8 protein-coding genes are annotated in these 14,833 nt (G+C 47.4%); all 8 read right to left on the bottom strand.

Annotation, left to right across the window (positions count from 1 at the left end; genetic code table 11):
* Positions 1-9: 9 nt before the first annotated feature.
* The 8 genes from L0M98_RS19280 to L0M98_RS19245 all read right to left on the bottom strand — a co-directional run bounded on the left by L0M98_RS19280 (position 10) and on the right by L0M98_RS19245 (position 14,823).
* Positions 10-750, bottom strand: a complete 741-nt coding sequence (locus tag L0M98_RS19280) for a DUF169 domain-containing protein (RefSeq protein WP_227217252.1) — start codon at positions 748-750, stop codon at positions 10-12.
* A 583-nt stretch (positions 751-1,333) separates the two neighbouring features.
* Positions 1,334-3,370, bottom strand: a complete 2,037-nt coding sequence (locus L0M98_RS19275) for a M13 family metallopeptidase (protein ID WP_227217253.1) — start codon at positions 3,368-3,370, stop codon at positions 1,334-1,336.
* Positions 3,371-3,488: 118 nt separating this feature from the next.
* Complete coding sequence (locus tag L0M98_RS19270) at positions 3,489-3,809, bottom strand: 50S ribosome-binding protein YggL (RefSeq protein ID WP_227217254.1); 321 nt, start codon at positions 3,807-3,809, stop codon at positions 3,489-3,491.
* Between the two features lie 15 nt (positions 3,810-3,824).
* Positions 3,825-5,915, bottom strand: a complete 2,091-nt coding sequence (locus L0M98_RS19265; protein WP_227217255.1) for an alpha-L-fucosidase — start codon at positions 5,913-5,915, stop codon at positions 3,825-3,827.
* A 396-nt stretch (positions 5,916-6,311) separates the two neighbouring features.
* A complete protein-coding gene (locus L0M98_RS19260; protein WP_227217256.1) occupies positions 6,312-8,606 on the bottom strand; it encodes a Gldg family protein in 2,295 nt (764 codons plus the stop codon).
* Positions 8,607-8,630: 24 nt separating this feature from the next.
* Positions 8,631-9,551: an ABC transporter ATP-binding protein gene (locus tag L0M98_RS19255; protein WP_099289862.1), complete on the bottom strand. Its 921-nt coding sequence runs from the start codon at positions 9,549-9,551 to the stop codon at positions 8,631-8,633.
* A 26-nt stretch (positions 9,552-9,577) separates the two neighbouring features.
* Positions 9,578-12,151, bottom strand: coding sequence for a zinc-dependent metalloprotease (locus L0M98_RS19250; protein ID WP_227217257.1), 2,574 nt, complete (start codon positions 12,149-12,151; stop codon positions 9,578-9,580).
* Positions 12,152-12,159: 8 nt separating this feature from the next.
* Positions 12,160-14,823 (bottom strand): zinc-dependent metalloprotease, encoded by a 2,664-nt coding sequence (locus L0M98_RS19245; protein WP_227217258.1) that lies wholly within the window; start codon positions 14,821-14,823, stop codon positions 12,160-12,162.
* Positions 14,824-14,833: the final 10 nt, after the last annotated feature.

Here is a 14,833-nt window from a genome sequence, read left to right as displayed (position 1 = left end):
CCGCCCCCATCAAATCCGTTTTTGTATCACCTTCCACGTGTCGGTTACCAGAAAACTCTCCTCCATCTGGTCGATCATTTCCATGAATTTCGTGATAGGCACGCCAAACGATATTAAATTATTCGTGATGCATTTTCTCGCCGACGGGTCAAACATCCCGATCACAGCTCTTTGCGTCCCCTCCAGTTGTTCCCGGTAAGGATAATAAATAATAGAGGTACATCCCGCTCCAAAAGGAGAGATCACCGGTTCTTGCTTGACACTGTCAAAGTTGGCAAGAGTAAAAAGACCGGACAGTACATCAGGTGTCGCAAAGAAAAATACCGCTTCCGGTTCATCCTGCTCCGTCAGATGATCCCAACGCTTGAATACCAGACAGTCACCTTTCCTCGGCAACACCGGTATAGTTTTCAATAACGCGTTCACTTGTTCCGGTGTACGTTTATAGCGTTCACAATGAGGCTCATTCTCCCCGTGTGACAAAAAATACTCGAACCCTTCACGCATCCCGTCACTAAATCCCAAGTAATATTTTCCCCCTCCGCAACCGACTGAATCCGGCAGGAAACAAAGTGGCTCACCTTTTCTTACCCGTCCGAGTTGAGCTATAATACAAGTATGTCCCACGGCTTTTTTTACGATAGTCGCGTTATTATTCTCTTTCGAATAATAAAAGGCGACAGGAAGTTCCGCGTCATTGAAATATTTTTTCCAGTGTGCGGTAAAACGATCTCGTTTAACTATGTCCATGACCCATTATTTTTAGTATCAAACAAATATATATTATTTGTTTGTTAAAAACAAGCCCTATGCCAAAAATGACAGGAAGGATAGAACGGGAAAGTAAAACTAAAGTTAAATAATAATTATTTTTGTTTTATCATATTTGTAGTTAATTAGTATCATTTCCTATTCAATTCCCATTCATCTCCTATTCAAAGCCTATTATAATAGTTGAAAAATAGAAATTAAATAATAATTATTTAAAATTTAATACTTGAAAACTACTTGATAAAATCATGATTAATAACAATAGGAGAACTAAAATCGATAGAAATTTTTCTCAAACACGAGCCAAATAGCTACACGAGAAAATAGCTGCTATCGCTACTAAAAATAAAAAGGAGGTGTGTCAGAACACACCTCTAGTCTATAAAGTTCATAAAGTCGAGCCTCCGGCTCTTAAAGTCCACAAAGTCAAAAACACGATGATATTCAATATAATGATATACAAATCACCTACACATTTGACCTTACGACCTTATGGATTTTTAGACTTTGTGAACTAGAGGGTGTGCTTCAACACACCCTCATAATAAATTCTATTTACAAATTACCAGATAGAAGCTCTCTGCTCCACGGGCAAATACAACGGATCGCCCTCTTTCACCCCGAATGCCTCGTACCAAGCACCGATATGCGGAAGAGCACCATTTACACGCCAGCGTCCCAAAGAGTGGGGATCGGATTTCGTTTGCAGACGAATTTGCTCGTCACGAACATTACCTGCCCACACGTTAGCGTATGACAGGAAGAAACGCTGTGCCGGGGTAAAGCCGTTTGCATCGTTACCGAGCGGGGTTTCAGCCATCGCTTTTTGCAATGCCGTGTAAGCCACCTGCAATCCCCCGTGGTCGGCAATATTCTCGCCCAAAGTCAATTCTCCGTTCGCGTTCAAATCGGGTAATACTTTGATATTGTTGAAGTAATCCACCAATACTTGAGCCCGTTTTTCAAAATTCTCGGCGTCAGTAGCCGTCCACCAGTCTTTCAGGTTACCGTCCTTGTCGTACTGGCGACCTTGATCGTCAAACCCGTGAGTCATCTCGTGTCCGATCACCACACCGATAGCCCCGTAGTTGCAAGCGTCATCGGCGTTCATGTCGAAGAACGGGTATTGAAGAATCCCGGCAGGGAAACAAATCTCGTTCGTGGTCGGGTTGTAATACGCGTTCACGGTTTGGGGAGTCATCAACCACTCGTCTTTATCCACCGGTTTGCCGGCTTTAGAGATCATGTAGTCATAATCGAAATGATTGGAACGAACGATGTTATTCCAGTAAGAATCATTCTTGATTTCCAAGCTGGAATAATCTCTCCATTTGTCGGGATAACCGATCTTCACGTGGAATGCAGCTAGCTTCTCTTGCGCTTTCGCTTTTGTTTCGTCACTCATCCATGCCAAACCTTGAATACGTTCACCCAACGCTTTCTGCAAGTTGGCAACCAATTTCACCATACGCTCTTTTGCCGCGGCGGGGAAATATTTCTCCGTGTACATCTGACCTACCGCCTCTCCCAACACGCCGTTGACCGTGCTCACAGCACGTTTCCAACGGGGTTGCATCTCTTTTCTCCCGGACAGTACTTTACCGTAGAACTCGAAATTCTGGGCAACCAAGTTATCACTCAAGTAACCGGCAGCGGAATTAATCACGTTCCATTCCAAGTATGATTTCAACACATCCAGATTTTCCTTGTTCAGTAAATCGGCAACCGCCTTCAATTGAGCGATCTGCCCGGCATTTACCTCTTTCAAGTCTTTCAACCCGATCGTGGTGAAATAAGTATTCCAATCCATCCCCGGAACTTCTTTCTGCAATTGAGCCACCGTGATTTTATTATAGTTTCCCTGCGGATCACGCAATTCAACCATCGATTTTGAGCTTTCAGCCAAACGGGTTTCCACTTTCATCACGTTAGCGGCAGCCTTTTGAGCCTCCCCTGCCGTGAATCCCGCTAACTGGAACATCTTAGCCACGTGCTCTTCGAATTTCGCGCGAATTTCTTTCGTGTGCTCGTCATTCTCCATGTAATAATCACGTTGTCCCAAGCTCAAGCCTCCCTGATAAAGTTGGGCTATATTCATGGAACTGTTCATTTCGTCAGCCCCCACGTACAACCCGAAGAAAGGTCCGAAACCGTCACGATGCATATTCGCGATCAATTGGGGAAGCCCTTTCCGGTTGGAAATAGCGGCAATCTTTTCCAGTTCCGCCTTGATCGGGGCAATCCCCTCGGCGTTTAACTTCGCGCTATCCATGGCGATATTATACAAATCACCCACTTTCCGGGCAACACTCCCCTGTTCGGACTGTTTGTGAGCCAAGTCCTCGATCAAACTTTTGATTTGCGTGCGATTGTTTTCCGCCAACTGGTCAAAAGAACCGAAACGGGAATACTCGTCGGTCAACGGGTTCGCTGCCATCCAACCTCCACAAGCGTATTGATAGAAATCAGCACGCGGATTCGCCGTCTTATCGAGGTTCTCCACCCGAATACCCCCTTGGGGAGCGGCTGCTTTTTTAGTATTGCAACTTGTAGCCATTAATGCCAATGCAATAAAAGGTAAATAAATTGTTTTTCTCATATTATCAGTTTTCTAGTCGTCTTTTCCTTTCAAGCACATACCCGGAGAACCTGTCCCCGGGTAGTGACTGACAAAAGTAAAATATTTTGCAACAAAACGAAAACCGATCGGGCTATTTTTACCAGCCGTACCAAGCATCTTTCAACTCTCCCACGTTGATTTGGTCGATATTTTGATTATGCTCGTCAAACCATTTTTTCATCATTTCCCGTTCCTCGGAAGTTACGCTTCCCCGCTCACGGGTGATAAATCCCCCGCAAACGTCAGAATTCCAGCCTCCTCCCATTTCCAGACCTCGGTCGTGCAACAAAATTGCCAATTCCTGCAACCATGCTTCCACGACACCCAGATCCGTATCTGCCTTAAATTTAGCATCAAACGAGAATCCCAATTCTTTGAACTCTCCCTTGTGCAATTTTTTCCGCAATCTCTTTTTCATACGCTCTATTATTTATTATTCAAATTCTACCCGTGCATCCCGTAATCCCATGTCACTGTTCTTGTTCACCGGGGATGCCTCTTTCAACGTGCAGTCATGGATATTTCCCGGGTAAAGCTTCATAGGATTCAAACGTAGTTTATACTCTTCTTGTTTCACGTTCGGGTTCATCAAGTAGGTAACTTCTTTCCCGTAACGGTTATATAGCTGCACTATCAATTGATTTTTTCCTTTTTGCACGTGCAATTTCACCACCGTGTTATTCCGGGGCACTCCTCCCACGTACGAGCGCAAGGATACCCGTTTCCCGTTCAAAATAACTTGGGTTCCGTCGGCAACGGCAATCTCCACCAGAATATCTTGTTCCCGGTCACTGGTGAACTCGTGTAAAATCTCCACGGATTCCTTTTCTTCTACCGGAATTTTCACCTCCTCGCCCGGCTTTAAGTCCTGACGGGGTTTCCAACCATCCCCGACGATATCGATATTCTTTTTCAATCCCTCGGCATTACCGGTATAGGCTCCGCCCCGGGCATTGTACATGTACACGTTGCCCCAGTGCAAAGATCGCGGGTTACCATTCAACGCTTGAATTTTACCACCTGTTAAAGTAACATCTTGTACTTCTCCATCTATCGTAAGACGTACCACCCGCTCCTGATCACCTGCCGTGTAAACGACCGTCGGGGTCACCGTTGCCCCCTTCTTCTCGAAATGCCACGCGAAACCGACCGTACTCCGGTAACTGGAATAGTAATCCATACTTGAATGCGCATACACGAGTATAGCGTTAACCGCTGTCAACACTTTCGTTTTTAAAACTTGGTCGGGTACCGCCCGGAATGTATCCTCAAATTCCAACTTCACCACAATCATCCCCCTGTCCGGCTTCACGGTTCGCGGGATAGCCACGGATACCGTTTGCCCGTTTTGTTTCATGTCCAACGCCTTGCCGTCAAGTAACAACGCCGCACGCTTTGCCTTGCCTATCACGCCTTTTAACTCGATCTCCCGATTGTCCGGCATTTTCTCGACGAACAAATAGAGGTTGTTCCCCCTACGGGTGATATCACCCCATTCCGAGGCATGGTCAAACGGATTCGCGGTGGTACTATAAATCGCTTCCCCGTAATTTTTCAGCCATTGTCCCATCGCCAAAAGAGCATCCTTCTCGAACTCTACCACGGAACCATCTCCCCGGGGACCGATATTCAACAAGTAGTTCCCTCCCCGGCTTACCACTTTGACCATACTGCCTATCTTCTCGTTGATCTTCGCGTCCAAATTACCCCGTTCCTGCCATGAACGATAACTCCACGTTTCATGGAAGAATGAAGCCGCGGTTTGCCAAGGCACCCCGATCTTGTGGTCAGGCATTTTATTGTCCGCCATCACGGCAAAGTCACCCCGGTCATTCCCCAAACGTCCGCTCACCATACATCGCGGTTGCAAGCGGGTCACCAAGTCGTACAATTCCTTACTCTGCTCCGCCGTCAAGGAACCCATGTCAAACCAAATTTCGGAGATCGGACCATAGTTCGTCATGATCTCTTCCACTTGCTTCATACTAAACTCGTGATGTTTCGGGGAAATAGCATCCGCGTTATGAGGAGTAATCCCGTTGCCCGGGAAGTTCCAGTCTATCAAAGAATAATACACCGCGAACTTCACTCCCTGCCGCTGACAGGCATCCGACAATTCCTTCATCACGTCCCGTTTGAACGGAGTAGCATCCACGATATTGTATTTCGTGTACTTGGAATGGTACATACAAAAACCGTCATGATGCTTCGACGTGAACACGATCGACTTCATCCCTGCCGCTTTTGCCAAAGCTGCCACCTCGTCCGCATTCCATTTCTCCGGATCGAACTGTTTCGCCACCGCCTCGTACTCCGCTTTCGGAATCCGTGCAAACGACTGAATCTGCTCACTGTATCCCGCCCGTACCGGTTCTCCCTTCCAAACTCCCCCCAACTCCGAGTACAAACCCCAGTGAATGAACATTGAAAACTTCTGATTTACCCAATCAGGATCGGGTTTCTGTTGCCCGAAAGCAAACTGCACACCCAGCAAAATAATAATTAAACATCCGCGCAATAACATAATAAACACATTTACAATTTAAAACACATTACACAAAATTTAGGTTGTAAATATAGCATTTATTAGCGTTTCCTTAAATCATCCCGCGATATTATTCCAGACGAGTAAACCTTGATTATATTTTTTTATAGTTCTATGAAAAATAAATTCACATACGATTACAATACTAACCACTATGCAGGCTTATACACGCCAGTGGTAACACGTGGTGACGCCACACAAAATAAAAAAGAAAGTGACTCTTGTCTATGTAACTCATTTTCTTTTCCCACAAGAGTATCCCGTGAAAAAAACAGAAGAGGCATCCCGATTCTCACCGGAATGCCCCTTTAAAGAAAGAAAACTCACACGTTTCGGCACTATAATTCAAAGTTCTATCTTACCGAAATTATTCTTTTACCTCCCTCTCCGGCGTACCCAGATAAAGATAGCGAAGAAAGCCAGAATGGCAGGCCAAAGCCCCATCAGTACGATTTTCCAGTAATACATGGCGTTCATCCCTAAGTTCACCGCATTATCGGGGGGTGTCGGACGCCGCACATCAATCGGCACCTCCTCTTCGGAGAGCCAGAAGAAAGAACCGGAGATTAAATAATAGTTAGCCGCCGGAACATCTTTTCGGGATATGCTAATCTCTCCGTTGCTCAAGCAATCGGCATCACCGAGAATAACGATTCGTTGCTCCTTATCACCCATTTGGCGTGATAATGCCAACACGGTCGGATACGAGCGCTCCACTTCACCCGCGGCAGGATTCAGACGGACGGTATCATCCAGGAAATCGGTTGTTTCCACCTCGTTCCAACTGCCGATCGTGTCGCTCACGAAAAGCGGGGTTACTTTGAATCCTTTATCTTCGGTATACTCCAATGCCGTAGAACCCGGCATTGTCACCACGTATTCCCGGCGATAGAGAGTCTCAAAAATGTAAGCAATATCCTGTGCTTCCTTGGTCGGACGAGCGATAATAAAATCAGGATCAAAATTCTCGCTGACTTTTACCAGACGTCCCGGTAAGAATTTCACGCCGAATTGTTCCACGATCGGGTTCATCACTTCCTGCCTACGGGGTTCTCCGGCGACAACCAGATTACCGCCGCGGGCAATATAAGCGCCCAGATTCGCTTTCTCCTGCTCCGTCATCGCGTAACGCATATCGGCAATCACGATGATATCCACCTTTTCCGGTATGGGTTTATCCAATGTTACTTCCGTGAAATCAAATCCTTGGTTAATCAAAGAATGACGGAAAGGCTTATCTTGAGCGAAGCGGTTATAATCCCGATCACCTTCCCGGATACAATCCCGCTCGCCATGACCTTTCACGAAACCGACCAAAGGCAGCTCCATGACCAATCGTTTGAACGATGCAGAAATCTCTGCTTCAAAGGGGAAGCGTTGCAGATCGTCGAATATCCGCAAGAAAGTCTTTTCCCCGTTATCCCTTTCCAACAGACGTACGAAACGATTCCCCTCGGGTTTCAAGTCTACTATTTTCTTCACTTCTTCCGGGCGCATAAACATATTCGAATCCAGATCCCATATCTCGGCACGTTTTAACATCCGTCCCCGATCGGACAAGTTCGGGTAAGACTTATCCAGCGAGGGATTTTCAGCCTTGTCATAATAGTAAATGTACTTCATTTTAATCTCCGGCTTGAAGCGCGTGTACATTCTGAAACGCCGGAGATCATCGTTCACGCTCCGGGGCAAACCGGCCCAGTAATTCTCTTCCAATATATTCACGAAAGTAGTGATTGTCAACCCGCCGTCCATTCTTGCCACGATATCCTGACTATTAGGTGTCAACGTGCGCATTTTGGTACGTGTCGCATCATAGAAAGCCATTAACTTGGGACGGGAAGTGAGGAACCCCATAAGCATAGCAACAACAACCACTCCGGCATATTTTCCCCACGTCACCATCCACAAAGTTTTCTGACGCCGTCCTTGTAAGCGGATAATGGACAACATCAGAAAAAGCACGATAACAATCACGAAATATAAAACATCTTCACTGCATATCAGTCCCCGGATAAATTCGTCCGCGCGTCCGCCGATCGCCAGCCAATAGGTGATATCACGCACAAATTCGATATCCTGCCACATACCTTTCACGTAATTTAATACTGCGAGTATAGCCAGCGTTCCCATAGCCGCAACGACTTGGTAAGAAGTAACGCTCGACATGAACAAACCTATCGCCGCGTAAGCGCAGAGCAGCAAATAAAGCCCCAGTAAACCGGAAAGCATAGCCGGGAAATCGGCAGACTTCACGGCGAACAAGGCAAAGATCATGTACACCATCAATATTCCCGTCAACACGAGCCCGTAGATCATCATAGAAAGGTATTTCCCGAGAATAATCTGCGTGTTCGTCACGGGTGACGAATAGAGTAATTTAATGGAACCGCAACTTAACTCCCGGCTCATCAATCCCATGGTCAACAAGGGGATATAGAGATACAGGTATTGCTGCATTTGAGTAAACAAACCGCGTATCCCACCAAAAGTTCCTTCCGTCACGCTCCACAGGCGGTAGCCCAGCGACTGGCTTCTGACGTATCCTCCCAGCATATCGGTAAACGCCATGCTCGCTTGAAAAGTAAAAATCACCAGAATCAACCATGCCACCGGCGAATAGAACAAAGTTTGCAATTCGGTCCGGGCTATTTTATATATTGTCTTCATCTTTTTATCAGTTTATAGAGTGATTTACTTCTTTGATAACACGGCAAAAATGGAATCCATGGAATTTTTTTCCACCTGAATACCCGACAATCTCCATCCCTTCGCCACGCTGGTTTCCACGATACGTTCCGTTACCCCGGTAGCGTCGTCAAAGCGTACCCGGTAATTTTTACCGCCCAATTCCTCCACGCCGAGCACACCCTCGATGGCTTTCAACTCTTCCGCTGCCGGCGTGTTTATCAAAGAAACGACCAACGTGTCCGGCACGATATAATTGTCGAAATCATCCACCGTCCCGGCGAACACGAGCTGCCCTTCCTCGATCATCCGGATATAATCACAGGTAGCCTGCACTTCAGACAAGATATGAGTCGACAGAATAATCGTCCGTTCCTCGGCAATCTCCTTGATCAAGTGGCGTATTTCCACGATTTGGTTCGGATCGAGCCCGTTGGTCGGTTCATCCAGCACCACGAAATCGGGGTTATGAATAATAGCCTGCGCTATTCCCAACCGTTGCTGGTATCCTCCCGATAAATTACGAATCAGACGTTTGGCGAAATGTGATATGCCGCAACGTACCATAACATCCCTCACCGCCCCGGGAATCTCTTTTCCCGGCATCAACCGCATATTCGCGCAATGAATCAAGTACTCCTCCACGGTAAGATCCGAATGTAAAGGTGGTTTTTGGGGGAGAAAACCCAGATGCTTCTTTGCCTCTACCGGGTTTTCCCGCAAATTGATTCCCTTGATCCAGACATCTCCCTGCGTCTGTTTCAACACCCCGCAAATGATATTCATCGTGGTTGATTTCCCGGCACCGTTCGATCCCAGCAACCCGTAAATACCATTTCCGGTGATTTCGAAACTTATATCCCGAATCGCCCATTGAATACTGTAACGATGGGATAAATTTTCCACTCTAATAATTGGTTCTTCCATACGTGATTTAATTATTTATACAAACATTATTTATTATCTAGCATCTTCCTGATCTTGTACAACAAATACTCGTAATGCAAACGTGTATCCCCCGTACTTTTCGTCACTGCCCCTTTCAACAAATCCTGAATCCGGAACAACATATTGAAGTAATGGTCTACCGGCACGTAATCACCCGGCATCACGACACGCATATTCGGCGAGAATCCGCCACGTTCTCTCGCTGTCATCATCATGCTTTCCACCTGCCGCCGATCGATACCCGGTAACTCCGCGAGTTCACTTTCCACCAATCCCTTGCGAGGCGTAAAATTCCCCGCCGTCGTGGCCGCAGTCGACGAGGCAACCACACTTCCCAGAAAGTCTTTTTGCAAATCCATCTCGTACTTCTTCAACGGGCGGTTCTTGATCGTACCTTCCCACACGGTATTGTAGATATCATTCACATATTCTTTCACGGAATAATCCCCGCCTTTCTCCGCACCGAGAGCCACGTATTTTATCCTGAATGTCAATGTTCCCAGTATGAAACCGCGAATCTGGTCTTCCATCGAATTTCTGATTTCCAGTTTACGCTCCACCTCTTTGTTATCCAGCCACGAGAGGTCTTTCGCCAGTTCGACCATATATTTCAAAGCCGCCCTTTGTGTTTCCCGGGGCACCACGACATAAGAAGGCGTGTTTTCATCCGAGAATGCCTCATGCTGGTAAAATCCGCCCAAATTCACGGAAAGGTCATTAATCCGCTTGCGCAATTGATACCCCAAAGCGTTATACATGGCCGCACGTTTCCGTTGATCGATATCCTCATCCGCATACCACCGGTAGAAATGCCGCAAAGAGAGTTTCAAGTTATTGATCGCGTAGCGTAAAGCCTTCAGGTGGTCATCGCCCAAATCCCCGGAGAAAGAGGTAGGATCATAATAATAGTAAGGCATTTTACCGTAACGAAGATTCGGGTTACCCCGTCCCTCCTTGATCCACCCGTCCAAAACGGCAAACTCATCCCAAGGTGTCGCCGCCGGGGAAATCGGTTTGTACAGCCAATGAATGACATAATAATCATACTCGCCCAATCCTTTGGGAGTCATTCGCACCCCCCGTTCCAAATCTCCCGGCTGGGCAATATAGTTACAGGGTACATCATCCATAATCGATGGACTTAGCCCGTACTCTCGCGTGAACGCGGGAGAACGCAACGAATCAACCGGGTAGACACTCGAAGCTCCCGCGTTGTAAAGGAGTCCCAAGTTGATTCCCGTTTCCCGCGTCACGGTTGAGCGAATCAGATCACCTACCATTTCTTCCGACAGGAAAGTCTTTCTCACCCCCGGGTCAGCAGCCATCGTGGTTAATTTCCGTTCGTCCTGCAAGCCGGACACCATGCCGTCATACAAATACAGGGAAGCATTCAATATCTCGCCCGTTCTCGGGTCTATATGCATTGAACTCTGCATATCCAACCACAGGGGAGCGTAACGAATCGTCGAATATTTTATATTATTAGCGTCAAACTCCGGGTCATTCCGCGGGAAATCCACCACCCGTACCGCGTCTTTAAACCCGATTGCCTCAAACGCCCGATTCCACGCTTCCACGCCTTCTTTCACGTACTTTTTCCATGTCCGCGGCATCAATGAATCCATATAAAACACGATCGGCTTTTCAGGCTCGACCAATTCTCCCCGGTTATAAGCAGCCTCATCCGCCGGCTCCAGACGCCAACGCTTCGTGTAATGCGTTTGTTCCAGCGGTTTCCTCTCGTCCGGGAAATGAGAAACCCGTGTATAGGCAACCCCCAGACGGGGATCTGCCAGACGGGGTTTCATTTGTTCCTCGGGCAACTGCAACAGAATCTTATTCACGGTTACCGATACTTTCACGTCACCGGGAACTATCTTGAAAGCCCCGAACAAATATTGATTCTCCACGAACCCGAGTTCACACTGCACGGCAATGTTATTGTCAAAAGCTTTCACGTCTTTCAGGAAAGAGCATTCCTTTTTATAGTCATGCTCCCGGGCTATCCACCCGTAAAATGAATTGGCAGCGTACGGAGCAAAGGGAATCGTGTACGGGGAATACTCCATAAATAGAGAGGTCATGTCTACCACGATAGCACTACTATCCGGTGTAAAAGCTAAAACTTTGAACATGGCGTAAATCCCGCCCGCATTTGCTTGGTCTATCGCCTCGTCTATATTCCGCTGGTTACTGTTGTTCAGTGGTTTGTCAATTAACGAGATTCGAGCATGCAAAAACGAATCCAAACGGGTAAAACAAAGCGGCAAAGAATAACCGGCAAACTGCCCGACTACCCCTTCTCCGTTATCGCTGATATCTTCGATAGAAGAAACAAGCATCATATCCTTTCCCAACAACTCGACGGGAAATTCTACATATACTTTATCCTTCCATTTATGTACGGTCATCAACCCCTTGGCGGTCTTCATCGTCTTTCCCTTGAAGAGCTCGTCGTAAGGAGATTGTTTCTCTCGCTGTTCTTTTTTGGCATCTTGTTTTTTCTTCCTTGCCATCCCTTCATTACAAAGTCCGAACAAGAAAAAAGATACCCATATGATGCATATTATTCTTTTCATAGGATGAGTTATTTAAATGCTTGTTCCAACTTGTAGAGTAGTAACCGGTAATGCTGGCGGGTATCCTCAGAACCCGTGTTCGCCTTACTTTTTACCAGAACTTGTATTCTCTTCAACATATCGAAATACAGGTGATCCAACGGCTCAACGACCATATTGGAATTGACGTTCACCCAGTAACCGAAACCCTGCCGCTCGAGATACTTCGGTAAACTCTCCGGAACCGGAACCGCTTCCCCGCAAGCCTCTACCGTTTCCTGATTGGTAAACATACCTAACCATTCAGCGGGAAGAACACCGTATCTCTCTCTGCTTAAAGCCTTCACGCACTCCGGGACCTCAATCATCCGGCTCACGGACGCCACGGACAGGGGATCGCCGGATATTCCTTTCTTCGCCACCCCAGAGAACAGCATCACGTTAGACAACAGTTTCATTTGCAGATTCTTTTCCGGCACGGTGAGTGTTTTTCCTTTTTTGGTCGGGGCAAACACGAAATCCTGCACGTCCGCCAAGAACTCCCGCGGAGTGTATGTTTCCGGGTTCTCGTCCTTCACGGCACTCAACGCCACGGAAGCCAGACGGGACATCACCGCCCCGAATATTTTGTCTTCCAACTCGGAAGAAATATTACTCATCAACGGCCATTGCGCCTGCATCTTGGCAGCATTCAACCAATCCATGTTCCCGATCTGTTCCAACAGGAAACGAAGAGCCCGTTGCTGTTTCTCTTTCGGCACGACCGCGAAACTCGGCAACTCGTCCCCGTCATAACGCTCGTTCAGGTATAATCCCCCGATATTCAATAACACGTGATTCACGTAACGCACGTACTGGTAAACGATCTCGTTATACATTCCCTGACGGAAAGTATAGTCCGGGTCATCTTTCCCCACCCAATCGCTCATGTTATCCAATACATATTTCAGGTTCTTCACTCCATAAGCAGACGATTTCATAGCGTCATCCCCCAAGTCTTCCTCCACGGAACTCGGGTCAAAACGGGCAAAAATCTGTTGCTTCCCGTAACGATACACCGGGTCCCCCGACTTCTCGGTAATCCATTGATTCAGCGTCGGCACCTCTTCTTTAGCACTCTTGGCATCCAATAACGGGGTGTACAACCATTTGATAGCATACAAATCATACACGCCCAAGCGCGGCGGGGTCAATTTCACCCCCCGTTCTTTATCACCGGGTTGCGCCACGTAATTGTTACGGGCGTAATCCATGATCGAGTACGTCGTCCCGTATTTACCCGTGAACGACGGGGAGCGCAACGAATCCGTCGGTATGGCTGCCGAACCGGACATATTGTGCATCAACGCCAGACAGTGTCCTACTTCATGCGCCACCACATAACAGATACATTCCCCCAAGGTTTCCTCGTCGAACATCACCTTGCGCACGTCAGCGTCAGCGGGAGAAGTCTGCAAGAAACGCCAGTCCTGCACCAGTTTCACCAGATTGTGGTACAAGTACACCGAGGCATTCAATATCTCGCCCGTCCGGGGATCCGTCCACGAGGGTCCCATGGCGTTCGCCACCGGCGACGGGGAATATCGTACACAGGAATACTTCAAGTTATCGGGATCAAACGCGGGATCATCCATTGGAAACTCCTTCGCGACAATCGCGTTTCTGAATCCTATTTCTTCAAACGCCTTTTGCCATTCCTCCACCCCGGCACGGATATACTTTTTCCAGCTTTCCGGGAAAGCGTTATCCACGTAGAACACGATCGGTTGCTTCGGTTCCACCAATCTCCCCTGCCTGAAAGCAATCTCGTCAGCAGGTTCCAACCGCCAGCGATTCGCGTAATACCTTGGCTCTATGCCCTTGTTCTCGTGACTGAAAGCGGATTTATTACTGTAAAATATCCCGATCCGCGGGTCGGCAAAACGGGGACGCATCGGCTCCTCCGGCAACAGCACGAAACTACGGGTCAATACCGCCGTGAACGGTAATTTATATATATAATAATATCTTCCGTCCCGCACGTTCACCTCGTAACTCAGGGAAGACTGTACACTCACGTTATCATCAAAAGCCTTTACCTTGCCCAACTGGGATTTATCTTTCTTGAACTCTTTCACAATCCAACACCCGCCCCCCAATATCGGCGCGTAGGGCGAAAACGGGGGCATCTGTTCGTTATCCGCCAGAAAGAACTCGCTCACGTCAACCACGACCGCCGTACTGTCCGGATTGTAAGCCTGAATACCAAAATTATGCATCACGGCGGGACGGGTACTCTCGGCAATACGCTGCCTCAAACTTTCCACGTCAGTTTCGTAAGACGTGTTCACCTGACGTAAACTGATAATGGAGTCCGTCCGGGTAAACACCACGTGCAACGGGTCTGTCGGCTTTTCCCCCACGCTCCCGAACCAGTTACTCGTGGTTTCCGAAATCGTGGAACCCAGCAACATATCCTTGTTCAACAAGTTAAACGGAATCTCGAAATACACCTTATTATCCGTCTTGTGGATTGTCAATAACCCTTTTACCGTTTCACAGGCTTTTCCCTTAAATAATTTCTCGTAAGGAGTTTCCTTTTTAGTTTCCTTGTCTTTAGCAGCCGCTTTCTTTTTCCTCGCAAACACGGCATCCCCGCTCCCTAGAGCCAAAGCCGCCACCAGCAAGAAAGAAATCCGAATTGATTTGTTCATAACTTCTTCA

This window comes from Butyricimonas sp. DFI.6.44, from assembly GCF_022132345.1.
Classification (GTDB): domain Bacteria; phylum Bacteroidota; class Bacteroidia; order Bacteroidales; family Marinifilaceae; genus Butyricimonas; species Butyricimonas muris.
Note: the sequence above shows the minus strand (reverse complement) of the source record. Positions and strands in the feature narration are given on the sequence as shown.

Bases quoted from the DNA above. Each gene is read 5' to 3' on its own strand.
- L0M98_RS19280 (WP_227217252.1), bottom strand. From the start codon at position 750: ATGGACATAGTTAAACGAGATCGTTTTACCGCACACTGGAAAAAATAT.
- L0M98_RS19275 (WP_227217253.1), bottom strand. From the start codon at position 3,370: ATGAGAAAAACAATTTATTTACCTTTTATTGCATTGGCATTAATGGCT.
- L0M98_RS19270 (WP_227217254.1), bottom strand. From the start codon at position 3,809: ATGAAAAAGAGATTGCGGAAAAAATTGCACAAGGGAGAGTTCAAAGAA.
- L0M98_RS19265 (WP_227217255.1), bottom strand. From the start codon at position 5,915: ATGTTATTGCGCGGATGTTTAATTATTATTTTGCTGGGTGTGCAGTTT.
- L0M98_RS19260 (WP_227217256.1), bottom strand. From the start codon at position 8,606: ATGAAGACAATATATAAAATAGCCCGGACCGAATTGCAAACTTTGTTC.
- L0M98_RS19255 (WP_099289862.1), bottom strand. From the start codon at position 9,551: ATGGAAGAACCAATTATTAGAGTGGAAAATTTATCCCATCGTTACAGT.
- L0M98_RS19250 (WP_227217257.1), bottom strand. From the start codon at position 12,151: ATGAAAAGAATAATATGCATCATATGGGTATCTTTTTTCTTGTTCGGA.
- L0M98_RS19245 (WP_227217258.1), bottom strand. From the start codon at position 14,823: ATGAACAAATCAATTCGGATTTCTTTCTTGCTGGTGGCGGCTTTGGCT.